Consider the following 26,641-nt stretch of genomic DNA (forward strand, 5'->3'; position numbering starts at 1 on the left):
AATCTGCCTGCATATAATCCGCCACGCTGTAGCAATGGCTCGCCTGATAGGCGTTCCGCCCGCGGTTCATGTGCGTCAGGTTGAACGTGCGAATGGCGCGCACCACGCGGCGGCTCCCGAGGAGTTTGCGGATCGAGACAGAGCCGCGCACATTGATGCCGAAAATGTCCGCACCACGCGGGAAGAAATAACTGACGTCCTCTGGCATCGCGACGCTTTGCTCGAGAAAGGGTTTGTCCACCCGGCTCGGCGTTGCTGAACGATCTGTAGTGAAATCCGAAAGATGCACGATGAATCTGGCGCGGATATCGTCGCCTTGAGCATAGAGCGTGAAAAGCTCCATCCAGCTCGCATTGACGCGTACGAGCGGCTTGTCCGAGGTCGACGGCAGACAGGAAACCGACCAGTAGTAGCGCTCGGTCTTGCGCAGCAAGGGAATGCAGTTTGGACCGTATAGCCCGAGAATCTCCAGCACTTCCCCCGCTTGCGGGCGACTAAGTAGCTTCTCAAATCGAGCGACATATTTGAAGCGCTGTTCCAGGGACTCTGAGCGGTCGCCCGCGTCCGGCAAGTCGATCTTGCCCGCTATCCAATCGCGCTGCTGCTCAAGATCAAGGAATTGCCGCACACCGGTGGTTCTGGGGCGAGAAGTCGTGCCCATGTCAGGCACTCTGCGAAATTCGTGTGCTCGTCATCGACCGACTCCTGTGTTGTCGCTTGGGCGGTTGCGATTCTAAGCATCGCGCCCAATGCACCTCCGAATGATACGTCGCGGACGGAGAATTTGGAACGGCTGCGCGACCACGAGGAGATGAGGCGGGTACCCATCCTCAGTGAATTCGCTTCTCGGATCCTAGAAAAATCGCTCCCGATTTGGCAGTGATGCTCGACCGCTTTGGAGGGATCATGAAATTCGTCGCATATTCATTGGCTGCATTCTTGGCCGCCAGCTCTGCTTTTGCCGCATCCAAGGCTGCCCCGGCCGTCCCAGCTTGCTCATACAAGATCGGGGATCAGGCAACATTCATAAAACCCGCTGACTATCTTTCTGTAGCCAAGGCAAATCAACAAAAGCTCGGAGCAGAGAAGGGGGAGTTCGAGACTACTAAGGACTACAACAACCGAGTGGCCGCTGCCCAGAAATCGCTTGCGATCAAGCCTGTTCTTTTGGAGCATCCCGCCGACTATGACAAACCGGATAGCGGTGTCACGTACATTGCCGACGAACAGCATTTCCGATTTTTTGTCGGGGCATTCATCGGGATGCTGACCGGATTCGACTATCGGTACATGGATAAGGTCGTTCTTCAACAGACCCAAAAGTCCATGGATAGCTATGTCGCCAGCAACGCATATGGAAATCAGAAGTCGGTCGAAAGGTCCGTTTGGGACCTGATTGCGATTAAAAGTTGGAAAACGTTTCCCAAGAGCATCTACTGGAAGCTCCCCAAGAAAGACAACGAAGAGGGATACAGCGTCTATATTCCGGTTCCGCTCGAACAAGCCAAAACCTTCAGGATTGGCCTCAAGGCCGGGATCGAGTTCCTTCCTAAGCCACCGTATTTCAGTACGGACACAGATCGCGTTCATCCGAAAATGGATTGGCCTATCGACATCACCTATAACGTTGAGCAGTTCGATGGCGTGGTTTTGTGCGCGGTGATCGCGGACAAGGATGGGAAAGTCGTCAAGACAGTCCAGCCCCTTATTCAATGATCTCTACCACATGAAGCCCTTGTCTTATTTGGCGCCGGCGGCAATGGTCTTGCGGAGACGGACCCCGCGTCCGATAGATTTCCCTTAGGCAAGCCTCATTGAGGCAGTTCATTGACTGCGAGGGTTCGTGGTCGGAGTGTTGGCGCGACATCAAAAGACTGTCTACCGGAGGCAGCCTTTTCCTTTACTACCGCTTCCTGAAGCCGTCGGCAGTCCGGACGAGGTCGTAGGCCTCGCACACCTTGTCGGAGAACAGGACGTGCAGCTCTTGGCTGTCATCGATGTCGAAGGACAGGATCTCGCCAGAGTTGATCATGAACGCTTCATGAGGTTCGAGGCCGCTGTTGTCGATCAGAACGACTTCATCCGCGACCATCAAGGCCGCCGTCAGGTTCGCGAACGACCCCTTGTGCCGCCTGCGGATGTTTTCTTCCGGGATATCGTGGCCGCCCTTCAAGACGCGCTGACGGACGCGCTCGACATTCCTCTCGACGGAATCCAGGGCGACGTAATAGAGGCCGACGGTAAACCCGGCCGCCTTAGCCTCGCGCATCAACCGGATCGATTGCTGACTAGCCAGCGTCGTCTCGAAGACGAATGATTGCCGGGTTTCGATCATCTCAGCGATGTGTCGGAGAGCAGCTCGGCCAGCTTGGATGTCAGTCGATTTGCCATCGTCGATCGCAGGCATCGCCTTGGCAATTTCGTCCGCGTTGATCCAGACACCTTCGAGATCGAGCTTCGCGAACGCGGATGACTTGCCGGAGCCGTTTGGTCCGGCAAGGAGGATGCACGACAATTCCGGCATACAGTGATCGCTACCTTACCGTGGCCGGAGGGCGTTCCTTACGCTCGTGCTTCGTGCGGTCCTTGGCTTCGTTCTGGCGATCCTTCGCGGAAATCTTCAGGCCCATGCGACGGCTCTCGGCAAGGGCTTCCCGGCCGATCTGCTTGAGGGCTTCTTTGTTATCGCGGTACTTCTGCAAGAGCATCATCGATCTCCTAATCCGCCATCAACATAATGCTTTCGGCCCTCGGCTGCAAATTCCGCTTATGCCAGGTTCCGCCGACGGTAACACTGGATGCAACAGGCCGCGGGAGACGGCCTTCAAGCGAGTCGCTTCAGCGTAAAGACGGTGGTTTTCATCGGATGATCCTCTTCGCAACAGGGCTCAGAGGGCGCGGCGGGTCGTTTCGAACAGGAACCATGCTCGGCGTTCCGTTTCGTCGATCCAGTTTTCAAGGATGCTGGTGGTGGCGTGGTCGTTGTAGGAGACGGTCAGCGTATGCAGCTGGCGCATGATATCCACGAGCTGCAGGGTGTCCTCGCGAAGCTCGGCCAGCATGTCGTCAGGAGTGACGAAATCCGCGTCGTTGTCCAGGAGACGCTGCACCCGGGCAATATGGCCGATGGAGCGAATGGTTGTTCCGCCGATCTTGCGGGCGCGCTCGGCGATATCGTCAGTCATGGCGAAGATTTGTTCGCCCTGCTCGTCGAGCATCAGGTGGTAATCGCGGAAATGCGGGCCGGAGACATGCCAGTGGAAATTCTTCGTCTTGATATAGAGCGCGAAAACATCCGCCAGAAGCGCGGTCAGCGCGGCGGCGATTTCGCGGGTCGCCTCGGCGCCGAGGTCGGATGGTGTTGCAAGGGCAAGCTTGCGGTTTCTGGCGGCGGTGGTCGTATCCATGATCGCTCTCCTTATTGCAGCCGACCGCTCAGTGCTGAGCGACCTGTGGATGCTGTCTGTTCGGCGCTGAGGATAGGGAGAAGGATGAAGCTGGAGAATTTGGCTGTTTGTACAGTCGACCCGATACCTAAGTGTAGTTTCAGCAGATTCCGCCTTGAGCTAGGTTTTGTCCATCGCCCCTGCCCCAGAGGCGCCGTCTCAACGACGTCGATCCAAAGGCATGGCTTGCCGATGTGTTCGCCCGCATCGCCGATCTTCCCGTCTCCCGCCTGCACGAACTGCTGCCTTGGGAGTGGAAAGCACAAAAGGGAACCGCTATTGCGGCGGCCGCGTAAACAGCTTCCGGAACAACGCTTCCGAACACTCCAAGCCTTCATCGGTCAGGATCAATGACTTCGACTTGTTGACTGGGTCACCGATCATGCCCTTCTTATGAAGCCGATCCGTCGTTGCCCAGTCGAAACCCTTCCATGCGCAACGCTCGTTATGCAGCGTCAGCCATAGCAGCGCCAAAGCGTCTATGCAGCAATTACCGCAGTCGTCGGGGTCGCCGCCGCGCTCATTCCATACTACTCCCCAAAGCATCGGCACCGATATAAAGATCCAGGCGTTTGGCACGCAATTTCAGCCGTCTGCATAGTGACCGCTGTCGACATCGGATTATCGATTCTCGACGTACTTCGTGTCTCCCAAGCTGCCAGCCAGTAGTAGGACGCAGCAACCCGAAAGTGCAAGCATGGCCGCTTTGCGCCATTAGCATGTGTAATCGGGCGGTCCCACAAGGGTCAAGCTCCCACTACAGTCCCGGCGTTGCCGAGATGAAGGGAGACAACGATGTTTTATGCTGCTTTAGACGTGTCGCTGCGCTCAGTGGCGATCTGCATCATTGATCAGGAAGGAAAGGTTCGGTTTGAACGGTCCGTTCCATCGGACGTGCCTGACTTGGTCCGGTGTCTGCGCGAGTTTGGCGAACCGATTCACTAGGTGGGGTTGGAAGCTGGTACTCTTACCCAGCATCTCACCTACGGACTGAAAGAAGCAGGCTTTGACGTGGTGTGCATGGAGGCCCGCCAGGTCAATGCTGCTCTCTCGGCCATGCGCAACAAGACGGACAAGCACGACGCCCGTGGCATTGCACAAATCCTGCGGTCGGGGTGGTATAGTCGGGTGCATGTAAAAAGCGTCGAAAGCCATTACATCCGAGCCCTGCTCTCCAGCCGCAAGGTCATGCAGCGGAAATGCATCGATCTAGAAAACGAAATTCGAGGGCTATTGAAAGTCTTCGGCGTCAAACTGCCAATGCATCTCTCGCGCGGTTCATTCGATGCGGCTGTCCGAGACACGATAGAAAGCGATCTTGCTCTCTGCAACGCCCTCCTGCCGATGCTGCAGGCTAGGCAGATGCTTCTTGAAACCTTCCTCGAACTTGATCGGCGTGTCCGCAGGGCAGCCCGCGAAGATGCTATCTGTATGCGCTTCATGAGCATCCCAGGCGTCGGCGAGATCACGGCTCTAAGCTTTAAGGCTGCCGTTGACGATCCGACGCGCTTCAAGAGTTCGCGCACCGTCGGTGCGCACTTCGGGCCAACGCCCCGACGCTTTCAGTCCGGGGAAAAAGATAATCCAGGTCGCATCTCCCATGCCGGGGGCGCAGATGTACGGGCGACACTCTATGCCGCCGCAAATGCGATGCTGATGCGGTCGATCGCTTGGAGCAGTCTGAAGGCATGGGGCGTGAAGCTGATGAAGACAAAAGGACGGCGGCGAGCCATCGTCGCCGTCGCCCGCAAGGTTGCCGTTGTGCTGCATCGCATGTGGACCGATGGCACGGAGTTCCGGTTCGGATCGGAGGCTGCTGCATGATTTAACACAGCCCTCGAAATCGATCCTGGCCGGATCGTCCCATGCGGACGACGGGATGGATGAAGCCGATAATGACTGCTGTGCTTCGAGCGCGTCCATAAGCGAGGCTCTCCAGACCCTGATCCCATGCATGCGTGCAGCGGCTCCAAACGCAACGAGCCAATAGACTGCGAAGAGAAGCGTGACCCGCGTGAACGATCAGGCCGACGAGATCAGAAAGAGCTTGACCAAAATGCCCGATTAGAGAAGCAGACATTCGGACTAACGAAAGCGTTGAGCGATGACAAACGAAGCATCCGACAGAACCGTCGACAACTACCATGCTTGGAACGCTCCGCAATTTGATGCGCGGCCATTCGGCGTTCCATCGTCTGGGGTGAGGCGAGTAGTCCTTAGCCCCAAAGAATGTAACCGCATACGATCACGCAGGCGACTGGGGCCAGTCCAATCATCATTGCAACAGAGAGTGCCCGGATGCCGGGTGACATGACAACCCCTAGAAACCGGAAGGCCGAAAAACCAAAGAAGAGCGGAAGCGAGAGCCAGCCGAAGGCAAGCGCCTGTAATGTCATATTATTCTGATACAGTTTTATCAAAGAGCATGCCTATGACCCCGTCTAGCATAATGGCAGGGATGATTAGCAATGCGGTAACCAACATCAGGACGAAGGCCGCTACCTGTATCCGCCTCTGCTTCCTATCCATAACCACAAGTCTCGCCTCGCAACCCATGCACGAAGTACGATAGGGAGATACAAGTGTCAACGATGCTCCTATAGCCGCGAGCGGCCATTATCGAGTGACGGCTTCGCGGCATTTCCGGCCATTTAGAAATGTGCTGGTTCGAAAAACCCCGGCGCGTCCGGCGGATCAATCAATTTGTCTTTGAAGCAAGCCGCGTGCGCAAACCAAACCTGCCATTTGCCCTCTGAGGTCTCAGCAGTAAGACGAAGTGGATTAGGAGACTTCGCTTCAATGTCTCGGCCACAGAGGCAACATGGCCCCCATTCAACGGAATGGTTATTTTCCACGACTCTATTCCTCGTGCGGCTTGGAGGGATTCCACATTCATCAGAACGGCTGAGGCTAGCATCGACCAAGAATGTCCGCAAAGGGCCGTGAGCGGACTTGGGGGATGATCGGCTTCCGCCACAGGCGGTCATATGTCCTTCAGAGACTGTTCGCTTTCCTCAACCGAATGAGACCTGCCTCGGTCGGCTCAAAACCGCAGCCGCGATAGAATGAGGCCAAATGTTCCTCGAAATCGACATGGAGCCACATCGCTCCTCGGTCCCGCGCAGCATTTGTCGCTGCCTGCACCAAGTAGGGCGTTACTACATACAGTGACGCAATAATACATGAAATAACTTGCGCCAGCATCCAAGCAGATGGCGATCCGCACTTCTCATTCATTGGCACGGAAGGGTTCCATAGCGTGACCGGCGAGGTACGATGTGAGGAGAAAGGTTCGGACACGCCGAGCGCCTTGTCGATATGGCTTACGGCGACGCGATCGTCGCGGTGCGGCAGGACCTGAACGCGGCAGAGATAATCGACGCAGATATGACCGACGACGAGCAGCCGCGGATTGCCCTCCGCCGCCTTGACCTTGCGCGCCGACATCATCGGCAGCGACCGCGCGAACACGCTTGGCCGATACGCTAGCTTCTGAATGGTCGCCTGAATTTTCTCGGCTTTCTCCGCTTTGACCGGCACCGTCCCGTTGAGGAAATTGGACACGGTACCGACCGAAACACCGGCGGCGCGTGCAACATCCGTAATCGTGGGACGGCCTTTTTCATCGTTTCCCTGCCAATTGAAGCGCTTCAAGCGTATGGGCGGGTTTCGCGAGCGTCAAAGAAACGATATTCCAATTTTTATCGACGTTTCCGCCGATTGCCTGGATAATACATCAATGCTTGGAAACAATCTCTTCAAGCCGGCACAATTGAAAATATTTCAATCCAAAATCATGGGCGCCCATTTGTGCTCTCGCAGGCAATCGCGAGCGTGGCCTGCGCAAGCACATCGCAGCCGATGACGGCATGCGCCCGTTCAACATACTCGGCCTCGTTGTGGCTGAGCCCACCGCGGCACGGCACGAAGATCATCGCGGCCGGCGCGACGCGATTGACGAACAGCGCATCATGAAAGGCGCCTGACAGCATCCGCGTACTTTTGACCTTGCGCGCACTTGCTGCCTGCTCGATCGTCTGCTGCAACGCGTCGGAAAAAACGCAGGGGGCCATATCGAAGGATCGGGCGATCTCGGCGTTGCAACCCTGCCGCTTCGCTTCCTCCTTTATGCGCGATGTCACGAACCTTTCGATCTCGTCCAGCCTCGATGGTTCGGGATGACGCATATCGACCGTGCAGCGGACCTGATCCGGGATCGCATTGACCGAGCCGGGCTCGGCCGAAATCCGCCCAACGGTGAAACGGGCGTCCGGATCGGCCGGCATCACCGCCTCGTAGAGGCCCGACAGTGCGCAGGTCAGCGCGTGCAGCGGGTCGCGGCGATAGGACAATCCGGTCGTGCCTGCGTGGGCGGTCTGTCCGGTCACCGCCACATCAAGCCAACGCGTGCCCTGGATGCCCTTTACTACGCCGATCGGGATGTCGTTCGCCTCGAGCGAAGGCCCTTGTTCGATATGGACTTCGATATAGGCGTGAAGCGGAAAGCCGAGACGCAGCATCTCGGCCTCCGGCAGGCTCGCAATCGTCTTCGCCAGTTCCTCGGCAAAGTCCACGCCATCGGTAGCGACTTTGCCCCGCCAGGCGGAAGGGATCTCGCCCGCCGAAAACGCCATGGACCCCATGCAGCCGGGCGCAAAGCGGCACCCCTCCTCGTTGGTCCATGAGACCACGACGACGGGACGCTCTGTCTCGATCCCCGCATCCTCCAGGCTCTCCAGCACCTCGAAGGCGGAGAGGGTGCCGAGCGCGCCGTCGAACCGGCCGCCGGCCGGCTGGCTGTCGAGATGACTGCCGATGACCACCGGCGCGAGCGTATCCTTCAGGCCCTTGCGGGAGGAAGAGGTTGGCCATCGGATCCTGGAAGACGAGGAATCCCCTCGCCCAGGCAAGCTTGGCCAGAAGCCGCCGCGCGCGTCGATCGCCTTCTGTCAGCGCCTCACGGTTGACGCCGCCCTTCGCCGTGCCGCCGATGGCGGCAAAATCTTCGAGCCGGGCATTGAGACGATCGCCGTCGATATCGAGCATGGCTTTACCTCAGAGATAGGGAGCGTCGTGGAAGGCGATCTCGAGCGCCTGCGCGCGGCCGAAGATGCCGCTGAGGCGGGAGCGTTCCTCCACGCTCATGCCCTCGCCGGCCGCATCCAGCTCCACCTTCAGCCACAGCGCCTGGGCGGCGAAGTCCTCGTGCGCGTGCAGGTCCACCCACTCCTTGAGCAGCGGATCGCTCATCTCGTGGCGGGCGGCGTCCTTCGACCAGGTCCAGTACATCCACTCGGCGGCGAACATGGCCGCCACCGTGTCGAGATAGCCGCCATCGCGGGAGATCGCCAGCATGCCGTCGCGGAACGCGGCTACTTCGGGCATCGTCGTGTCATAGGCCGCGGGATCGATGCCGCGCTCAGTGAAGGTCTTTTCAAAATAAGCGATCTGCTGGTTGGCCAGCGCATCCAGAACGCCGATCAGCCAACGCTTCTGGGCGATCCTCTCGGCCTTGGCGGCGGCAAAGGCAAAGATCGAGATCGCCGTATCGACGAAGGCGCCTTCGAAGACGAGATAGCGTTCGAAGACCTCCTTCGAAAGCTTGTTGGCCTTGACGTCCTCGACGAAGCGATGGGTCACCATCGCATCGTAGACGGCGGCATTTTCACGCAGGATCTGCTCGGACAGTGTCTCGGTCATATTAGCCTTCCAGACCCGGACGCGCGGCTTCCACGAAGGCCTTGACGCGGGAGAGTTCCACCGGATTCCACCAGACGCCGCCTTCCTTGAGCGAGGACGCGACGATGACGCCGTTGGTGCGCTTCAGGATCTCGACGATGTTGTCCTTGGTAACACCCGAGCCAACGAGCAGCGGCAGATGTGTCGCGGCGCCGATTGTCTCGATTTCCTCCACGGTCGCCGAATTGCCGGTTCGCTGACCGGTGGCGATTACCACATCGGCGTCAAAGAAGGCGAGGTCGCGGGTCAGTTCCTCGATCGTCCGGTCGGCGGTGATCGCGTGGGCGCCATGCTTCACATGGCTGTCGGCGAAGACCTTGATGTGCTCGGCGCGCAGAGCCGATCGGTAGCGCATCGCTTCGGCCGCGCGGCCTTCCATAAAGCCCTCGTTGGCGACATAGGCGTTGGCCCACTGGTTGACACGGATGAACTTGGCGCCGCCGGCCATGGCGATGGCGAAGGCGGGGATCGGGGCGTTTGCGAGCACGTTGATGCCCATCGGGATGCCGGTCGCCCGTCCGATCCTATCGGTGACGACGGACATGAAGGCGGATGTCTCAGGGCCGATATCCTCAGGCTTGGAGAAGGGAATGTCCCCGTGGTTCTCGATGATCAGACCATGCAGCCCGCCTTCGATCAGAGCTTCGGCATCGCGCATTGCCACGTCGTAGATCGCGTCCACGGTCGCGCCGCGGTAGCGGGGGGCACCGGGAAAGGGCGAGCAATGGATCATCCCGATCAGTGCCTTGTCAGTGCCGAATATTTCCCTTATGGCGCTTGAATTATTATCCGAAATCGTCTGCATTTTCGTTTCCTTTCGAAGGCCAGCCATGCCTGCCAATGTTCGTGCTCATGTCATCGGTAACGTCGCTGTCGACGAAACCATATCCGTGTCGACCATGCCGGAAGCCGGGGCTTCGATCCTCGGCCGCGAAGAAACGCGCGACCTTGGCGGCAAAGGTGCGAACCAGGCCGTGGTCATGGCGCGCACCGGCCTGCCCACCACCCTCGTCGCGGCCGTGGGTGAGGATTTCCGCGCCCAGACCATTCGCGATCAACTGGCGCCGGAACCGGTCGAGGCCAAGCTGATCGCGCTTGCCGGCCGTTCCAGCGACTTCTCCATCATCTTCACCACGCCTGATGGCGAAAACGCCATCGTCACCACCACGGATTCAGCCGGTTCGCTGACTCCTGAAGAAGCCATTGCCGCGCTTGACACTGCCGCTGCCGGCGACCTCATGGTCCTCCAGGGCAATCTCAGCCAGGCAACCACCCTCGGCCTGCTCCAGGAAGCCCGCCGCCGCGGCCTCGTCACCGCCTTCAACCCCTCGCCTCTTAGGCCCTATTTCGACGCCTTCTGGCCGCTCATCAATATCGCATTTCTGAACCGGGGCGAGGCGAAGAGCCTCACCGGTTCGTCCGACACGGCAGCGACCGAAAAGCTGCTGCAATCAGGCGTGCGCCACGTCGTTCTGACGCTCGGCAGCGACGGAGCGCTGCTCGCAAGCCGGGCGGCGGCCATCGCCACCATTCCGGCCGTGGCCACCAAGGCGATCGACACCACCGGCGCCGGCGACACCTTCATGGCGGTGGCGCTGGCTTCGGCCGCGGTGCGCGGGGTCGAGCTCGACACCCGTGCCATCGGCCACGCGGCATCCGCCTCAGCGCTGACAGTCAGCCGTCGCGGCACCCGTTCGGCCTTCCCGACCAGCAGCGAACTTAAGGCCATCCTGGCGCACTGAGGGACGCCAGAGGCCGTCAATGCCTCAGCGCTTGTCGCTCAGCCAGCCCAGAATGTTCTTCCAAAGGCGGCCGTAGCCTTCCCATTCACAGAAGGCGGGCGACAGCCAGTGCGGCCCGATATCGGACGTCCAGGCAGCGCTTCGCCCGTTGCCGAACGTCCCGGTGACGAGCAGCGGATGGCCGCCCTGATCATCCGGCAGGCGGGCGACGACTTCGACGTCGGCGCGGTCGCGCACCTCCACCTCGTTGACGCCAAGCAGCAGCGGCCATTGACCGCCCATGCCGGCAACCGTCGGATGGTCCGCCTTGGTGATGATGGCTCCCGTGCCTTCGGGAATCTCGACGCGGTCGTCATAGGGCAGGCAGGTGACGGGGAGAACATCCTCCACCGCCGTGCGGCGCCAGCGCGCCTTGCCGTCGATGCCTTGGAAGGAGAAATAGCCGCCGACCATCAACAGGCCGCCGCCCTTTTCCACCCAGGCCTTGATGAGCTTCAGCCGGTTCGGCACAGTCCTGGAATGCAGCCAGACAGCGGGTGGCAGCAGCAGCGAGTTCGCGCCGATATCCGACAGGATGATCACGTCATAGACGTCGAGCCCCGCCATATCGAAGGGAAATTTTTCGACCGCCTCATGAGCTGGCATGTAGGTCAGCTCGTACTCGCTGCCTTCGAGTACTTTCACCAGCGGCTCGGCGCCGAGATGGAAGGTGACGCTGCCGAACTGATCGAAGCCTTTATAATGGGTGGCGGAGCTGACCCAGCTCTCGCCAACGAGGAGGACTTTCTTGGTCATGGTCTTTCCATTTCTATCGTCGTTTTGACATCAGGCCTTGGCCTGGAATACCGATCTCGGATTGTCGCGCATGAGAATGTCGAGCTGTTGATCCGTCAGCCCATGGCGCTTCAGGCGCGGCAGGAAATGCTTGAGGATATACGCATAGCCATTGCCGCCGTACCGCGTCAGCATCATCTTCAGGAAGACGTCGTGGGAGAGCAGGATACGATCGATATATCCCTGCTCCACCAGCTTGACGATGGCACGCGCTGCTTCCTCGTCGCTCGGGCACTGAACCTGCTGATCGGCGTAGAAGAAATCCATGCCGATCATGTCATATTCCAGCAAGGCGCCTCGCGAGGCGAGCTCGCCCTGATAGGCAAGATCATCATGCGACGGGTTCATGTGGCAAAGCACGGTGTGGTGAAGGTCCGCCCCCTCTGCCGCCGCGATATCAAGCACCCTGTGGCCCAGCCGGAACCAGCCGGGCAGATGCACCATCAGCGGAAGACCGATGCGCGCCTGCGCCCGCGCCGCCGCCCTCAGCGACTTCTCTTCCTGATCGGTGAAATCCGAGGACACTCCGATCTCGCCGATCAATCCGACCTTGATATCGGTACCATCGACGCCGGCGGTTGCTTCCTGAACGATCTCGTCGGCGATCTGGTCGATCGTCATGCCGGCGACCTTTGCCGGATGTGACGAGCCGAGATAGTAGCCGGCGCCCATGATGATATTGAGCCCGGAAGCCTGCGATATCCGCTTCAGCGCCCGGGGATCTCGGCCGATGCCCTGGCAGGTCGGCTCGACAACCGTGTGGCCGCCATGTGCGGCGAAATCCTTGAGCTCGGTGATGGCCAGCGGCTCATCGTCCAGCGTGATGTTGTGCTTGTTGACGAAGGGATCCTGGCGCAGCTCGCTTAAGATCTCGATGCAGACGAAGCTGTCGGCGAGATACTGGCGCTCCGGCGTCTTAGGTGCATGCCACCAGCAGCGGCAGTCGTTGAGAATATGCTCGTGCATCAGCGTGATGCCGAGAGCGGAAGCAGGGATTGCACCCACTACCGTCATCACCTTGCCCGAGCGCACATGCGCTTCTGAAAGTTCGCTCATGCCGACCTCACTTCCTCTTTCCGCCGAAGCGGAAGTTGGTCGTAAAGATCTTGGTGTTGAGCCAGATTGCCACGAGGATGATGGCGCCAGTCACGATCTGCGTGAAGAAAGGCGAGATGTGCATCAGGATCAGCCCGTTGCCGATAACGGCGATGGTGAGCGTCCCGAGCACCGTGCCGAGAATGCTGCCGCGTCCGCCCATCAGCGATGTGCCGCCGAGCACCACGGCCGCGATGACCTGCAGTTCGAAACCGACGGCTGCGTTCGACGAGCCCGAGCCGAGACGGGCGGCGATCAGAAGTCCGGCCAATGCGCAGGCAATCCCTGACACCATATAGACCGAGGCAACGATCCACTTCGCCGGCATGCCGACGCGGCGGGCCGCCTCGAGATTGGAGCCGACCGCGACGACCTGCCGGCCGTACTTCGTGTAGGCGATGACGACGTAGCCGATCACGGCCACGAGCACGGCTATCAGTGCCGGAACCGGAAGCCCGAGGAACTCGCCCCGGCCGAGCCAGAAAAAGCCGGGCGCATCCTTGATCGGGATCGAATATCCCTGCGTCAGCCACAGCGCGAAACCTCGCAGAATGGAGAGGCCCGCAAGCGTGACGATGAAGGCCGGGATGCCCTGATAGGCAATGAACCAACCCTGGGCGATGCCCATCAGCGCGCCAAAGGCGATCATGCCGATCACTACAGTTGGCCATGGATAGCCCATGGCCATGATGATCGCCGCCACGGCATTGACCAGCGCCACCTGCGAACCGACGGAAAGGTCTATGCCGCCGGTTATGATGATAAGCGTCATCGCAACCGCGACAACCAGGATGGGAGCCGCCTGGCGCACGACGTTGAGGATATTGCCGAGCGTCAGGAACGTGTCCGTGGTGGCCGAGAAGAAGACAAGGCAAGCGAGGAAGAACACGGTGATCGACAGCACCTGCGCGTGTTCGGAAAGGAAGTCGGCGACCGGCGATCCGGTCGCGCGTTCGGTATAGGCGCTCAATGCTTCTGCCCTCCGACGATGAGCTGCACAAGATCCTGCAGGTCGGTCTTGGCGATATCGCGTTCGGCGACCTTGGTGCCTTCGTACATGACGGCGATACGGTCGCAGACGCGGAAGAGATCCTGCAGACGGTGGGTGATCAGGATGACCGAGACCCCTTTGGCCTTCACCCGGTTGATCAGGTTGAGCACGGCCTCGACTTCCGCCACGGCAAGAGCCGATGTCGGCTCGTCCATGATCAGCACCTTCGGATTGAAGGACGCGGCGCGCGCGATCGCGATCGCCTGCCGCTGACCGCCCGACAGTTTCTCCACCTTGGCTCCAAGCCGTGGGATGCGGATCTCGAGCGCATCGAGCATGGCGCGAGCCTCGGTCAGCATGCGCGCGCGGTCGAGGAACGGCCCCTTGGTCAGTTCGCGGCCGAGAAACAGGTTGCCGACCACATCGACATGGTCGCACAGGCTGAGGTCCTGGAACACCATTTCGATATTGCGATGGCGGGCGTCGGCCGGTCCGCTGAAGCGAACCTCCTGTCCGTCGACGGCGATCGTGCCGTCATCGGGGATATAGGTGCCGGAGATGACCTTGGTCAGCGTCGACTTGCCGGCTGCGTTATCGCCGACCAGTCCCAGGCATTCCCCGGGATAGATGTCGAGATCGACGCCGCGCAGCGCCTGATGCGAGCCGAAATTCTTGCGAATACCCTTCAAGGAAATGCGGGGCTGGCGAATGCCGCCTTCGCCGGACTGCCGGGGGAGGATTTCTCCGCCCCCGGATCCTGCGACAGCGGTTGGGTGCTGTCCGTCAGAGATCATTTGAAAACGGCCCGGTAGGGTTCGACGTTCTCCTTGGTGACGATAGTGATCGGCACCGAGATCGTCTTGTCGACGCTGCCGCCGTCCGAGATCTTCTTCAGGGCATCGACGGCCGCCGCACCCATGGCGGAAGGATCCTGCTGGATCACGGCGGTGACATAGCCCGCGTCGATGCCGGCAATTGCCTGGGCGGTCAGATCCCAGCCGAAGATCTTGACACCAGACTGCTTGCCCTGGCTTTCGACAGCGGCGATGGCGCCCATCAGCGCCGGCTCGCCGGTGGCGTAGACGGCGTTCATGTCGGGGTTGCCGGTGATGAGGTTTTCAGCGGCGGCAAGCGCGTTATCCTGGATGTTCTGGCCATCGACGACGCCGGCGGTGGTGACGCCTTCAACACCCTTGACGGTCTTTTCGAAGCCTTCCTGGCGGACATTCTGGATGAAGGAGTTCAGTGCACCGACAACGCCATACTTGGCCTTTCCGTCCATGTTACTCTTCACGTAGTCGAGGAAGAATTTGCCCATGTCGGCACCGGCCTTGGCATTGTCGACGCCGATCTGCGCCTTCTGTGGGCCTTCCGGGAGAATAGCATCGATGGCGACAACGGGAATGCCCGCGGCAGCCGCCTGCTGCACAGCAGGCATGATGCCGTTAACGTCGATGGCAACGACCGCGAGGCCGTCGACCTTCTGCTGGATATAGGTTTCGATGGCGCTGTTTTGCGCGGCCGGGTCGTTGTTGGCGTTGAAGATCACGAGCTTGGCGCCGGCCGCGTCGGCGGCCTTTTGCGCGCCTTCGTTCATCTGGTTGAAGAACAGCGCCTGCTGGTTGATCTGCACAAGCGCGAAGGTCTTTTCAGCGGCAAAGGCACTTCCGAACGAGATACAGGCAAAGACCGTGGTTGCGAGTGCGCTCGTAAACATCCTGCGTGTCAGAATAGTCATGTCTTGTTCCTCTGGTTAGGTTCATCTTCGTTGCTTTTTTATTGTTTCGACGGCGGTGCAACGGAGTTCCGCACGACGATTTCGACCGGCAGCAGTTCCTCGGAGCGCAATGTGTCCGGCTCCTGCCAGTTTGTTTCAAGAAGCAGCGCCAGCGCCCGCTCGCCAAGCGCCCGGACAGGCTGGCGTATGGCGGTCAGGGGCGGTGCGAAGAGATGCAGGGGGCTCACATCGTCGAAGCCGATCACCGAAACCTCGCCGGGAATCGAGACGCCCTCGGCGCGGAACACTTCGATCAACCCGATCGCAATCTCGTCGGAACTGGCGAAAATGCCGGTTGCCGGCTTGCCCTCGTCGATAAAACGGCGCGCCGCCTGCCGGCCGAACTCCACCGTGAAACTACCCTCGTGGCGTGTCAACTGGAACGGCTCCCCCCGCTCCATGAGCGCACGCTCCAGGCCCCGGGAGCGACGGCGCGTGCTGATCATTTGCTGCGGGCCGCCAATATATACCACACGCCGATGGCCATGCTCGGCAAGATGCCGGCCCGCGAGATATCCGCCTTCCTCGTTGTCGCAGAAGAGCTTTGGCACCATTGCGTCCGGCACGTCTTCGTCGACGATGACCACTTTTCCAGTCTGGTTTATCAATGCACCCAGTTCGCCGTCGTCAGGGTGATTGGTAACGAAGATGAGACCGTCGACATGATTGCGGGCAAGCGCCGTCACGTACGAGATTTCACGGCCGGGACGGTTGAGCGTCGCATGCAGCGACAGCGCGAGCCCGCGCTTGTCCGCCTCCTGCTCGACCGCGGCGACAAGCGTGGCGAAGAAGGGATTGGCGATGTCGGGCACTACGAGACCGATCGTATCCGATCGGCCGCGGCTCAGACGACGGGCATGCGGGTTCGGCTCGTAACGAAGATCCCGGATCGCCTTGTCAATACGCTCTTTGGTTTCCGGAGGAAGCTGGAGCGAACCGTTCAGAAGCCGTGACACCGTCGCCACCGATACGCCAGCGGCGTCGGCAACATCCTTCAGGCTTGTAGCACGCTTGCTCGCCATAACGTCTCCATGCCCAGGTGTCCGTCCGGGCATTGTAAAGCGATTTACTAAACCGCTTTACAATGGCATCCACAAGCTGCATGTCAAGCGCAATATTTAGGCATGAAGAAAAATTAGGCGAGAGCGAGGACTCCGCGACATTGGCCACGACTGCTGAGATTATTTCCCTCGAAACAGAATACACCGGTCTTGAACGGATCCGAACCGGCGTCACCCACCATGCTGTAAAACTTAATTCATTCCCTGCTTGAGATTTCTTCCGCAAACTGGCTTACGCGAGATCTTACATCGTTACCTCCCACCACAGTGATCGTCGCGGCGCCCTCACGTTGACGAAGTTGACGAACCTGACCAGATAGCCCATATTTCCGTTGGAGGTGCCCTATGGCCATGACCGAAAAAAAAGGCGGTTCCCGCAAGCGCAACGAACGCCGTAGGAATCTCATCACCGGATATGCAGGCAAATGGGAACCGCTCTTTGAGAAAAAAGCGGCGGCCCGCGCGACCGCAGCGCGCGTGCTTTCTGGTGTATCCGAAGGTGTCAAGCGCGCCAAAAACACGGGCGGCACCGTTCGTGTGACATATGTGATTCGATCGGCAGACGAAGAGCCGGAAATCGAGCTCGAAGAGATCGCCCCTCAGAAGGACGCGCTGGACATCGCCCTCGCGGCCGCGAAGCAGCGCGGCGCCGAGCGTGTCGCTGAAATCCTCAAGGGACCCGAGATGTTGTCTGCGGACGAGTTTGCCGATGAAATCGGCGCCACGCGCGAGACGGTGAACAGAAAGCGCAAGCGTTACGAAATTCTCGGGCTCGAAGGAGCAAAGCGAGGCGTGCGCTTTCCGAAATGGCAAATCGGCGATGATGGTCAACTGCTTGGCGGTCTCGCGCAAATTTTCGAAGCTTTGAACGGGCACCCTTGGGCGGTTTACCGGTTTCTTCTTCAGGAAAGCGATAGCCTCGGCGGTCGCACCGGTCTTGAGATGCTGCGGAAGGGCATGATCGATCATGCAGTGGGAGCGGCGCGCTCCATCGGCAGAGGTGATTTCTCCTGAGCATCTCGCTGAATTTGGTGCCGCCGGCCGACTTCGGCTCGCGTGAGCACTTGTGACCCAAAAATTGACTTCGAACGCTCCGTGGTACCGGCTCTACCAAAGCCGGTATCCCAACCCTCTTGGCTACGGCTTCGGATCAAGCCGCTTCAGTGATCCCGAAGTGAGCCTGTCTCCTCCCAACCGGTTCGGCGTTGTTTATTTCGGCAGCAGCATAAAGGTCTGCTTTGCCGAAGCGATCTTGCGTGAACGCGCCGTCGGTTCAAAAGGCACCTTTCCTATCGGTATTGCGGAGCTTCAGGAGGTTTCTTGCGCGTCGGTCGAAATCAACCAACCTCTGCTGCTCGCGGACCTGCGCTCCGACGGAATGCTGCGCATGCGCATACCGACCGATGCTGCCCGTGCCGCTTCGCATGAACTCGGGAAGCAATGGTCAAGAGCACTCTGGCTCCATAATGAGAAACCGGACGGGATCATCTACGATTCCCGCCTGAATGGCGAAACCAATACCGCCCTTTTCGATCGGGCGCTCCCCAAACTCGACGTGAAGTCTGCCGGACCGCTGCTGGATTCCCGAGATGAAGTGGCACAAATCCTGGACGATTTCGCACTCGAGATCGTTTGATCCCCGGCGAGTGTTATTTGCGCACTCGACTGCCGGCACATCTTTTTTACTTCAATTCGCTCAGCGAGTGGAGGATCTCTCGATGGTGTACGAATGGGAAAGCAAGGCGCAGTTACATGTTGAAGATGCTCGGCGCAATCGGTGTTGCCGTCGCAGTCGCAAGCGTTCCGACATGGTTTGTCGTCACCGCGAATTTCCATTGACCGCATGAACGCCTTGGCGACTTAGCCAGTGACAGGTAAGCCGCCCCTGACGCCACCTAATGCAGGATCGACGCCGCCAGCAGGCGGCCGCCGCTGGCTCCGAAGTCCAACCGGGCGGATGAACGGCAATGCGCCGGCGGTTCCCAACACATCGCGGGGCGATGGTGAGCTCGTGGGTTAGGCGTGCGGACATCTTTCGTGGCGTCGTGCAGGACGAAGTCCTCGAGATGGACGAGCTCGCCGTCGATCCACAGCGAGGCGCAGGCATCGGCGAAATGCGATGGTTCGTTTCAGTTGCGCCGACCAGAAAGCGGCCCCTGCGCTAATCGAGACCGCTCGCGCGGCTGTGGCGTCTGCGATTGGCCGCAACAGGGTCTAGTTTAAATCGGCAATGCCGTAAGCTCACTCGTCGGCTTTGCTACATGGTCGCAAAGCGCAGCCGGAACACCGCTCGATTTCTCGAATGCAGCCAGGACCTGGACAGCGCAAACAGCCACTTCAATAGCCCCCGATTTTTCTCGGCGGCGAAAGATTGCGTCGAGTTCGTGAACATCTTATAATTGCATCTCATGCGCACTTCGCGTAAAAGCTTTAGATGCACAATCACGATGGAACCGCTACGATGGATACGATTCTGACTGAAGGCTTCGACGCTGCTTTGACCCTGACCGATCACATTGAGCACCTGCCGGACAGGAAGCGGCGCGAGTTGGCACGCATCATCGAGATCCTGTTTGCCGAGGTCGAGGCGTTTCAGGCAAGCAAGCTGTCGGAGAAGAGAAGCGCCGGCAAGATCCTGAAGGTCATCCTGTATGGATCCTACGCCAGGGGTGACTGGGTCGAGGATCGCCTCAGCGGCTACCGCTCCGACTACGACCTGTTGATCGTCGTCAACACCAAATTCTTTGCCGATGAGCATGAACTCTGGGAAGGCATCGAAGAGCAGCTGTTGAAAGAGCAGATCGGCCATCGCATCGAAACCCCGGTCGTTCCGATCATCCACACGCTCCACGACGTCAACGATCAACTCGCGCGCGGGCGGCCCTTCTTCGTCGACATCGCCAGAGACGGCATCGTCCTCTACGAACAGCCTGGCCATCCCCTGGCGGAGCCGAAACCGCTGACGGCGGAAGAGGAACAGCATGAGGCGAAGATTTACTTCGAGCGATGGTTTAACAGTGCCGAAAAGTTTTCGGAAGGCGCTCAGTTCTATTTAGCCAATAATGATCGAAACCACGCCGCCTTCATGCTTCACCAAGCGTGCGAGAACTTCTATCACTGCGCACTCCTCACGCTGACCCTTTATAGTCCTAAATCGCACCGTCTGAAGATCCTTCGTTCGCAAGCGGAGCGAATAGACAATCGGCTGGTCGCCGCGTGGCCGCGTGACAGCCGCTTTTCGCGTCGGTGTTTCGAGCTGCTGTCGCGGGCTTATGTCGAGGCGCGATACTCGTCGAAATACACAATCAGTAAAGATGAGCTGACCTGGTTGGTTGAGCGCGCTAAGGCCCTGCAAGAACTCGTAGAAACTATTTGTCGCGAACGGCTTTCTTTGTAGCCATTGATCGAACCGACGACCCGCAAACTTGCTTCGGCGGGGCAATTTATGGACCGTCGCCGCCATACATTCCAGAGGGATGATACCCGTGCTTGGTATCAAAGTACCACATTGCGGCGTAGCGCATATTTATGGAACTAGCCGCACGGGCGCGAAGCGCTCTGGTCCCGCGAGAGGCGTGTCGCCCCCACAGGCTCCTCCTGTGCTGACCGGATCCCAAATCGTCGTCATTACCACCGCTCGAAAGCCAGACGTGGTGATCAACCGGTGAGATCCACAACGATCTTGCCGGGAGCGTGACCTGTGCGATTGCGCTCGATGGCTGCCCGGAGATCGTCGAAGCCGACGACTTCAGCGACGGTTGATTGCAATGTTCCAGCTGCAACCTGTTGAGCAATCGCGGCCAGGCGAGCGGTGTCCGGCTTGTTTGATAAAAAGACACCTCGGTGGCCCTCTGGGGCGCGAGATACCACGTCGGGAGCGGCGATGCTCAGCAACAGGCCGTCAGGGGACAGAAGCGGCCAGCATTGGTCCAAGGCCTTGCCGCCAACCGCGTCGACCACTAAGTCAATCTGGCCTGTTAGATGTTCTAAAGCTTGCTGGCGATAATCTATCACCTCGTCGGCGCCCAGGGCCCGCACATGCTGAAGGCTCGTGGTCGAGGCCGTGCCATAGACGAATGCTCCGGCTGCCTTGGCGAACTGAACGGCAAAACCGCCGACGCCGCCAGCCGCACCCTGAATCAGCACCCGGCGTCCAGACAGGTCGAAGTCCGCTGCCTGAATAACATGCCAAGCCGTCATCGCGGCTACAGGGATGGCGGCAGCCTCGACGTCGGATAGTCCATCCGGGGTCAAGACGAGCTTCTCGGCATTGATGACCAGAAAGTCGGTGTAGGCTCCCACGCCACCGAGGGCTGCCATGACCCGATCTCCGGCCTTGACGTGGGCAACGCCGGGGCCGGTTTGAAGCACGATGCCAGCCATCTCGATGCCGAGCGTTGCGGGCAGGGTCAACTTGAAGCGCTCGCGCAGATGGCCTTCACGAATTTTCCAGTCGATGCCGTTTACCGCCGCGGCCTTCACAGATACCAACACCTCACCCGGACCGGGATCGGCAGCGGGCACCTGATCAATCGTGAGGGTTTCCGGTCCGCCATAGGCTTGCAGCCGCAAGGCACGGCCACTGGTCGTTTGTTCGCTGGAATTGCCTCTCTCGGGCGTTGCGGTTTGGTTCATAGCCGTATTCTCCTGGCGAGGCACCGCAGCAGTGGGCGGCCCCCGCTATCGCATCTTGTTTTCTCGAAATGGCGCGACGTCGCGCCATTATTGAATGATCGTGCCTGCGTCTCAGGGAATGAGCTGCTGGTTGCGTGCCCACCGCGTGATCGCGTCGCGGGCTGTCGGAGCCGGTCCAAAGAAGCGCTCCTGTCTAGCCGTGTTCGAGACATAGAGCCCCGTCTTGAAGAACAAAAACATCTGGATCAGATCGTACCCGAGCTCAGAGAATAGCTTGACCGGCCGCGCCGCCACCCGAAGAATCCACCAAGGGATGATCTGGATCTTCAGACGCTTATTGACGACGCTCGAGATTGTGTCTGCCAGTTCCTGCTGGTTCTTCGGTCCATCGCTCCAGCCGACATCGATGGTCTGGTTGACGATCTCGGTACCTCGATATGTTGCCGCCTTGGCAAGATAGGAGGCAAGATCATCCGTCAGCACATAGGACCATCGGGTGGCTTTGTCGCCCATGCCCTGGAACTTGCCACCTTTGACGGCCTTCGCGATGTAGTCCGTGCTCTGATCGAGAAACGAGGGTGCGCGGACAAAGACATAGGGAACGCCCGAGGTCTTGATCCGATCTTCGGCCACCTTCTTGGCGTGGAAATGAGGAACCTTCGAAGCGGCTTCGCAGCTCACGATGCTGAGGAAGACAAATCTGTTGACCTTCGCCCGGGCCGCTGCCTCGATGAGGTTCTTGTTGCCCTGGAAGTCGGTGTCGAGGCTGCCCTTCATATAGCTGTTGGCCGAGCTGACGACGACGTCGACGCCCTGCAGGGCACGATCCAGCGATGCCGGGTCCATCATGTCGCCGCGCACCCATTCGACGCCGGCAACGTCGCCGGATGGAGCGCCCTTGCGCGACATGGCGAGGACGGTGGCATTCTCGTCATGCGCCAGATTGCGCAGGATCTTCGCTCCAAGAAAGCCGGTCGCGCCGACGACGAGAACTTTCAGTTTCGCCCCCGCGTTCGAGCCGTCCGATGCATTCCCGAGACCGAAACTTGTTGGTGTCTGTGATTGGGTCATATCAAACCTCTCCTCACAAACTGGCACTGGCTGAAGTATCGAGAGCAGGATAATCCGTGTAGCCCTCTGCGCCGCCACCATAATAGGTCTTGGGGTCTGCCGCGTTCATTGCGGCATTCGCCTTCAACCGCTCCACGAAGTCGGGATTGGCCAGCACCAGCTGACCATTGGCTTCGAGGTCGGCCAGTCCCGAGGCGACGTCGATGCCAATCTGATCGCGCGGACGACCCGGGCGGTTGATGATCAGGGATTGATGCCAAAGCTTGCGGATATCGACGGCCAACGCCTCGTTGCCCAGATGCATGATGTGCAGGTAGGCAAGCCCGAGCTTGTCGAGTTCAGCAACGAGATAACGGTAGAGGTCCGGTCCTTCTACGCCTTCATCGATGCCCCAGATCGTTGCACCGGGAGACAGGCGGATCGCAGTGCGGTCTGCGCCGATTTCCTCGGCGATTGCCGAAGCCACTTCGATGGCAAAGCGAGCGCGGTTCTCGATCGAGCCGCCATACTCGTCGCTTCGGGTGTTGGCGCTCGGGGCGAAGAACTGCTGGACGAGATAGGCGTTCGCGCCGTGGATTTCGATCCCGTCGGCACCTGCGTCAATAGCAGCGCGGGCGGCCTTGCGGAAATCGGCGACGGTCTGGCGCACCTCTTCCGTGGTCAACGCGCGCGGGGTGGGAATGTCCTTCATCCCGGTCATGGTGAACATGCCAGTTCCCGGCGCGATCGCGGACGGCGCGACGCCCTGGCGATGGTGCGGCGTGTTGTCCGGATGGTTCATACGACCGACATGCATGAGCTGGATGAAGATTTTGCCGCCCTCGTCGTGGACAGCCGACGTGATCTTCTGCCAGCCGGCGATGTGGGCGGGCGTGTAGATACCGGGCGTCATCAGATAGCCTTGGCCGTCATCGGACGGCTGGGTGCCTTCGGCGACGATCAGGCCGACGCTGGCACGCTGCGCATAATATTCGACAGCCAAACCGCCGGGCGTGCCGTCAAAGGCGGCACGGCTGCGGGTCATCGGTGCCATGACGAGGCGGTTGGACAGTGAATAGCGCCCGACATGGACCGGTGTGAATAGTGGGTTCATCTGATTTCTCCTTCAGTTGCCCGAACTATCCACTATTCCGATTTCGGGATAAATCCGTCATACTTGAAATAAGAATTCCATGTATGGGGCAATCTGATGAACCACCTGAATGACATGGCGCTGTTTGTGGAGGTCGCGAAAGCCAGGAGTTTTCGCAAGGCAGCTGAGGCTGCGGGCATTCCCAACTCAACGCTGTCACGCCGTATCAGTGAGTTGGAAAAAGCCATCGGTCTGCGGCTCCTGCATCGCACGACGCGCAAGATCGAGCTTACGGAAGCGGGCCAGCTTTACTACGCGCGGAGCAAGCGGATCGTCGACGAGGCCCGGCTCGCGCACGAGCAGCTGGGTGAGATGCTGGAGCAGCCAAGCGGAGTTTTGCGCGTCTCGCTGCCTGTCGATTTCGCCACCCTGTATCTCGCGCCGATCATCGTCGACTTCGCGCAGCAGTACCCCGGAATCACCTTCGAGTTTGACCTGACGCCACGACGGGTCGATCTGGTGACCGAGCCGTTCGACGTGGCGATTCGCATGGGCCAACTGGAAGAATCAGGTCTGATCGCCCGCCTGATCGGGAAGCATGCGCGCTATCTCTATGCGTCTCCGGCCTATATCGAAGCCTCGGGCGAGCCTGCTTCTCCGGCGGACCTTTCAGCGCATGAATGCATCTGCATGCCCAAGGTCTCGTCGTGGATTTTGCATCAAGACGGCACCAAGGCGGAAGTAGGGGTCCACGGCCGGTTCACCCTCAATAGTGTCGGAATGATCCGCACTCTCGCGGTCAACCATCAAGGGATAGCGATGCTTCCCGAGAAGATTGTCGCGGATGATCTGGCCGCCGGCAGGCTTCGGCGTGTTCTGTCGGGGTGGCAAGGGTCGTCCGTCAGCATCTATGCCGTCACCGAAACGCGCCTGACGCCGGCCAAGACCCAGCGCTTCATCGAATTCCTGTCTGCCAGGCTGATGCAGGCGTGAGATTATTGATGGTTTCAGATGTTCGCTATCGCGCCGCGCAAATTCGACGGCTCACATCTGAAGCTTCCCGGCGCCTCAGGCGCCTTTGTTCTTTATGGGCACCAGAAGCGCGGCATCTGGCGGATCATCGCCGATGGCTCGACCTATCTTGCTCACGCCGTCGGCGCCGGCAAAACGATGACCATGGCGGCCGCGATTATGGAACAGCGCCGGCTCGGCCTGATCGCCAAGGCGATGCTGGTTGTGCCCGGCCATTGCCTTGCCCAGGCGGCCCGCGAGTTTCTGGCGCTTTATCCGAATGCCCGCATTCTTGTCGCCGACGAGACCAATTTCACCAAGGACAAGCGTGCCCGCTTCCTGTGACGCGCGGCGACCGCGACCTGGGACGCAATCATCATCACGCATCTGAGCGAGGGAAAGATCGTGTGCCATGTTCGAGTGCTCCATCGGATGCGGGCACAATTCCCGCTGATGGCTCCTCAAAAGGAACAGGAACGGTCGCGATCACCGCGTAGGCGCAGACGGAGCGGCGGCAGCTTGCTAGCCGCCCCTTGATGGTTGATCGACGGAGATCCGGACCTGGTCCAGGACGCCATCACAAGAAGCGGGATTGGATTGTTTTCGCTGCGGCATTAGGCGGAGGGACCGTCTTGCGCTGGCCCCGACTTATGATCCGCACGTGTTCGAGCGATCCGCCGATCTCCTGTCGCAATAGCAGGCCCGATCTTCGACCTCTCCTGACCATCACAGCTTTCGATACCGCCAAATACACGTCATTAACGCTCGGCGACTGTGCGAAGTTGAAATGAAATCTTGTGGCAAATGCCACATCTTCGGCTGCGTTGATCCTGTCGCTTCTGCCCGCCCTCTCTACGTCCGAGACTGCGAGCGACCGGGCTTCGCAAACTACCGCATCTCTACATCTGCGCCATGTGGTGCGTCTTCGTAAGCGATAACCCCATACCGCCGCCCCAGCTTCTCAAGGACGTCAACCGTTCTGTCGATCTGGTCATACGAATGGGATTCATTCAGAATGAATCTGAATCTGACTTCCGAGTGCTTCACGACAGGGTATGCGACCGATGTCGTGAAAATACCTTGATCGAACATGTCCTGACCCATCCTCAGGAGGGTGTCGGAATCGCGGATGAACACCGGAATGATCGGACTGGTGCCGTGCCCCACATCCAGGCCGAGATCACAGAGCTTTCCGCGCATGTACGAAACCTTCGACCATAGGGATTCCAGCAGCTGCGGCGTTTCCTCGATGACGTCCATTGCCGCGATGATCGCCGCCACGTCGGCAGGGGGGATTGCTGCTTGGAAGAGATAAGCGTTCGCCTCGACTTGCAGAAACGTTTTGAAAGCGTGGCTCGTGGCCACTACTCCGCCGATCGACGCCGTGCTTTTTGAAAGCGTCGTCATGACGAAGTCCACTTGATCCGTTACGCCAAGTTTAGTGCAAAGCGTCCGCTCCGGGTGGAGACCAAACGAGTGGGCCTCATCAACGAAGAGCAGAAAATCGTGCCGGGATTTAAGGTCGCATATTGCTTGGAGGCAGGATTCCTCGCCGGACATCGAATAGACCGATTCGACGATGACGAAGACGTTCTCATACTGGCCAGCATACTTGTCGAGCTTTCGCGCGCACCGTCAACGCATCGGCGCAGTTTGCGCCGTACTTGGAGGACGATCCCGACCGCACGCGCAGTCGCCGGCCAATCTTGCGCAAAGTGCGCGAATATATCGAATTGCTGCAACCGGAGCGAGGATACCCGGACTTCGAGACCGCATCCGCACGAAGCGCCGGATTTCTCGATCGCGTTCGGTTCAATTCCCACATCATCCCGGTAGACAGCGCCTGGGCGAGCGATGTTGGGGACTATGGTTGGCAAATTCCCCTATGGAACCGATCTGCCGCGCGTGAACGTCCGCAGGTCTATCCGATGCCGGATGTGGCTTTTGTCACTCTTGGGGAAGGGCAGGGCGAGCGGCCACGCGTCGCACAGGAATGCCGGGATCCGGATTTCGTCTATTTCTTTGCTGATTTCAAGACAGCGGGAAGCGACACCGACGCATGGCCAGCGCGAGATCGTGTCCATTGGAGTGGTGTAGCTGACGGCTGATTGCCGTGCTTTCCGACGTCGGGTCGGAGGGGATATCAGCGTGCCACAGCGGGCAGACT

The 26,641-nt window shown here is 59.5% G+C and carries 23 protein-coding genes and 7 pseudogenes; 9 read left to right on the forward strand and 21 right to left on the reverse strand.

Features of this window, described 5'->3' with window-relative positions; all coding sequences use genetic code 11:
- A partial coding sequence (locus tag BSG20_RS30845; protein WP_143147561.1) for a hypothetical protein occupies positions 1–661 on the reverse strand: 661 nt, incomplete at its 3' end.
- A gap of 245 nt (positions 662–906) precedes the next feature.
- On the opposite strand from BSG20_RS30845, the gene BSG20_RS30850 reads away from it, so the two are divergent.
- A complete protein-coding gene (locus tag BSG20_RS30850; protein WP_072381513.1) occupies positions 907–1,716 on the forward strand; it encodes a hypothetical protein in 810 nt (269 codons plus the stop codon).
- Between the two features lie 187 nt (positions 1,717–1,903).
- Here BSG20_RS30850 and BSG20_RS30855 read toward each other — a convergent pair whose 3' ends face one another.
- From BSG20_RS30855 to BSG20_RS30860, 3 genes are all read right to left on the reverse strand, one after another.
- Entirely contained in the window at positions 1,904–2,524 is a 621-nt protein-coding gene (locus tag BSG20_RS30855) for an ATPase (RefSeq protein ID WP_072381511.1), read from the reverse strand.
- 10 nt (positions 2,525–2,534) lie between these two features.
- Positions 2,535–2,711: a hypothetical protein gene (locus tag BSG20_RS36795; RefSeq protein WP_167371636.1), complete on the reverse strand. Its 177-nt coding sequence runs from the start codon at positions 2,709–2,711 to the stop codon at positions 2,535–2,537.
- A gap of 177 nt (positions 2,712–2,888) precedes the next feature.
- Positions 2,889–3,407, reverse strand: coding sequence for a Dps family protein (locus tag BSG20_RS30860; protein WP_072381509.1), 519 nt, complete (start codon positions 3,405–3,407; stop codon positions 2,889–2,891).
- A gap of 194 nt (positions 3,408–3,601) precedes the next feature.
- On the opposite strand from BSG20_RS30860, the pseudogene BSG20_RS30865 reads away from it, so the two are divergent.
- Positions 3,602–3,742 (forward strand): annotated as a pseudogene (locus tag BSG20_RS30865) (transposase domain-containing protein); the annotation flags it as partial.
- Here the strand turns inward: BSG20_RS30865 and BSG20_RS30870 are convergent.
- A complete protein-coding gene (locus BSG20_RS30870) occupies positions 3,723–3,998 on the reverse strand; it encodes a DUF6429 family protein (RefSeq protein ID WP_244541481.1) in 276 nt (91 codons plus the stop codon). The pseudogene BSG20_RS30865 and the gene BSG20_RS30870 overlap by 20 nt on opposite strands.
- Before the next feature lie 393 nt (positions 3,999–4,391).
- On the opposite strand from BSG20_RS30870, the gene BSG20_RS30875 reads away from it, so the two are divergent.
- The gene (locus tag BSG20_RS30875) at positions 4,392–5,270 is read left to right on the forward strand and encodes an IS110 family RNA-guided transposase (protein ID WP_208611016.1); all 879 of its coding nucleotides are present in this window, start codon (positions 4,392–4,394) and stop codon (positions 5,268–5,270) included.
- A gap of 1,170 nt (positions 5,271–6,440) precedes the next feature.
- Here BSG20_RS30875 and BSG20_RS30885 read toward each other — a convergent pair.
- From BSG20_RS30885 to BSG20_RS30905, 5 genes and pseudogenes are all read right to left on the reverse strand, one after another.
- Positions 6,441–6,593 (reverse strand): annotated as a pseudogene (locus tag BSG20_RS30885) (GNAT family N-acetyltransferase); the annotation flags it as partial.
- Positions 6,594–6,929: 336 nt separating this feature from the next.
- Positions 6,930–7,100: pseudogene (locus BSG20_RS38510) on the reverse strand (LacI family DNA-binding transcriptional regulator); the annotation flags it as partial.
- Positions 7,101–7,240: 140 nt separating this feature from the next.
- A pseudogene (locus BSG20_RS30895) lies at positions 7,241–8,492 on the reverse strand (Zn-dependent hydrolase).
- A gap of 9 nt (positions 8,493–8,501) precedes the next feature.
- Positions 8,502–9,146, reverse strand: a complete 645-nt coding sequence (locus tag BSG20_RS30900; protein ID WP_072381505.1) for a TenA family protein — start codon at positions 9,144–9,146, stop codon at positions 8,502–8,504.
- 1 nt (position 9,147) lies between these two features.
- Positions 9,148–9,990: a BtpA family protein gene (locus BSG20_RS30905; protein ID WP_037124860.1), complete on the reverse strand. Its 843-nt coding sequence runs from the start codon at positions 9,988–9,990 to the stop codon at positions 9,148–9,150.
- Positions 9,991–10,015: 25 nt separating this feature from the next.
- Between BSG20_RS30905 and BSG20_RS30910 the strand changes: the two genes are divergently transcribed.
- Positions 10,016–10,927 (forward strand): ribokinase, encoded by a 912-nt coding sequence (locus tag BSG20_RS30910; RefSeq protein ID WP_072381502.1) that lies wholly within the window; start codon positions 10,016–10,018, stop codon positions 10,925–10,927.
- Positions 10,928–10,951: 24 nt separating this feature from the next.
- Here BSG20_RS30910 and BSG20_RS30915 read toward each other — a convergent pair whose 3' ends face one another.
- The 6 genes from BSG20_RS30915 to BSG20_RS30940 are packed head-to-tail and all read right to left on the reverse strand — an operon-like array spanning position 10,952 to position 16,646.
- Positions 10,952–11,722: a glutamine amidotransferase gene (locus tag BSG20_RS30915; RefSeq protein ID WP_037124806.1), complete on the reverse strand. Its 771-nt coding sequence runs from the start codon at positions 11,720–11,722 to the stop codon at positions 10,952–10,954.
- Positions 11,723–11,752: 30 nt separating this feature from the next.
- Positions 11,753–12,817, reverse strand: coding sequence for a phosphotriesterase family protein (locus BSG20_RS30920; protein ID WP_072381501.1), 1,065 nt, complete (start codon positions 12,815–12,817; stop codon positions 11,753–11,755).
- A 7-nt stretch (positions 12,818–12,824) separates the two neighbouring features.
- Complete coding sequence (locus BSG20_RS30925; protein ID WP_072381499.1) at positions 12,825–13,826, reverse strand: ABC transporter permease; 1,002 nt, start codon at positions 13,824–13,826, stop codon at positions 12,825–12,827.
- On the reverse strand, positions 13,823–14,641 hold the full coding sequence (locus tag BSG20_RS30930) for an ATP-binding cassette domain-containing protein (protein WP_037124801.1): 819 nt from the start codon (positions 14,639–14,641) through the stop codon (positions 13,823–13,825). The genes BSG20_RS30925 and BSG20_RS30930 overlap by 4 nt, the downstream gene beginning before the upstream one ends.
- Positions 14,638–15,585, reverse strand: coding sequence for an ABC transporter substrate-binding protein (locus BSG20_RS30935; RefSeq protein ID WP_072381497.1), 948 nt, complete (start codon positions 15,583–15,585; stop codon positions 14,638–14,640). Before BSG20_RS30935 ends, BSG20_RS30930 begins: the two co-directional genes overlap by 4 nt.
- A gap of 38 nt (positions 15,586–15,623) precedes the next feature.
- The gene (locus BSG20_RS30940; protein WP_037124797.1) at positions 15,624–16,646 is read right to left on the reverse strand and encodes a LacI family DNA-binding transcriptional regulator; all 1,023 of its coding nucleotides are present in this window, start codon (positions 16,644–16,646) and stop codon (positions 15,624–15,626) included.
- Positions 16,647–17,036: 390 nt separating this feature from the next.
- Between BSG20_RS30940 and BSG20_RS30945 the strand changes: the two genes are divergently transcribed.
- Together BSG20_RS30945 and BSG20_RS30950 are read left to right on the forward strand one after the other, a co-directional pair.
- On the forward strand, positions 17,037–17,699 hold the full coding sequence (locus tag BSG20_RS30945) for a hypothetical protein (protein WP_244541480.1): 663 nt from the start codon (positions 17,037–17,039) through the stop codon (positions 17,697–17,699).
- 64 nt (positions 17,700–17,763) lie between these two features.
- Positions 17,764–18,321, forward strand: a complete 558-nt coding sequence (locus BSG20_RS30950; RefSeq protein WP_093041624.1) for an RES family NAD+ phosphorylase — start codon at positions 17,764–17,766, stop codon at positions 18,319–18,321.
- Positions 18,322–18,630: 309 nt separating this feature from the next.
- On the opposite strand, the pseudogene BSG20_RS37940 reads toward BSG20_RS30950, so the two are convergent.
- A pseudogene (locus BSG20_RS37940) lies at positions 18,631–18,811 on the reverse strand (RHE_PE00001 family protein); the annotation flags it as partial.
- 335 nt (positions 18,812–19,146) lie between these two features.
- Here BSG20_RS37940 and BSG20_RS30960 point away from each other — a divergent pair.
- Positions 19,147–20,082: a HEPN domain-containing protein gene (locus BSG20_RS30960; protein ID WP_072381491.1), complete on the forward strand. Its 936-nt coding sequence runs from the start codon at positions 19,147–19,149 to the stop codon at positions 20,080–20,082.
- Positions 20,083–20,342: 260 nt separating this feature from the next.
- Here the strand turns inward: BSG20_RS30960 and BSG20_RS30965 are convergent, their stop codons facing one another.
- The 3 genes from BSG20_RS30965 to BSG20_RS30975 form a co-directional block, all read right to left on the reverse strand.
- Positions 20,343–21,320: an NADP-dependent oxidoreductase gene (locus BSG20_RS30965; RefSeq protein ID WP_072381489.1), complete on the reverse strand. Its 978-nt coding sequence runs from the start codon at positions 21,318–21,320 to the stop codon at positions 20,343–20,345.
- Between the two features lie 111 nt (positions 21,321–21,431).
- Positions 21,432–22,391 (reverse strand): SDR family oxidoreductase, encoded by a 960-nt coding sequence (locus BSG20_RS30970; RefSeq protein ID WP_072381487.1) that lies wholly within the window; start codon positions 22,389–22,391, stop codon positions 21,432–21,434.
- A gap of 13 nt (positions 22,392–22,404) precedes the next feature.
- Complete coding sequence (locus tag BSG20_RS30975) at positions 22,405–23,484, reverse strand: alkene reductase (RefSeq protein WP_072381485.1); 1,080 nt, start codon at positions 23,482–23,484, stop codon at positions 22,405–22,407.
- A gap of 96 nt (positions 23,485–23,580) precedes the next feature.
- Between BSG20_RS30975 and BSG20_RS30980 the strand changes: the two genes are divergently transcribed.
- Together BSG20_RS30980 and BSG20_RS30985 are read left to right on the forward strand one after the other, a co-directional pair.
- Entirely contained in the window at positions 23,581–24,456 is an 876-nt protein-coding gene (locus BSG20_RS30980; RefSeq protein ID WP_072381483.1) for a LysR family transcriptional regulator, read from the forward strand.
- A gap of 27 nt (positions 24,457–24,483) precedes the next feature.
- A pseudogene (locus BSG20_RS30985) lies at positions 24,484–24,816 on the forward strand (DEAD/DEAH box helicase family protein); the annotation flags it as partial.
- Positions 24,817–25,362: 546 nt separating this feature from the next.
- On the opposite strand, the pseudogene BSG20_RS30990 reads toward BSG20_RS30985, so the two are convergent.
- Positions 25,363–26,064: pseudogene (locus BSG20_RS30990) on the reverse strand (aminotransferase class I/II-fold pyridoxal phosphate-dependent enzyme); the annotation flags it as partial.
- Positions 26,065–26,641 lie beyond the last annotated feature (577 nt).

It is taken from the genome of Rhizobium tibeticum (genome assembly GCF_900110205.1).
Classification (GTDB): Bacteria; Pseudomonadota; Alphaproteobacteria; order Rhizobiales; family Rhizobiaceae; genus Rhizobium; species Rhizobium tibeticum.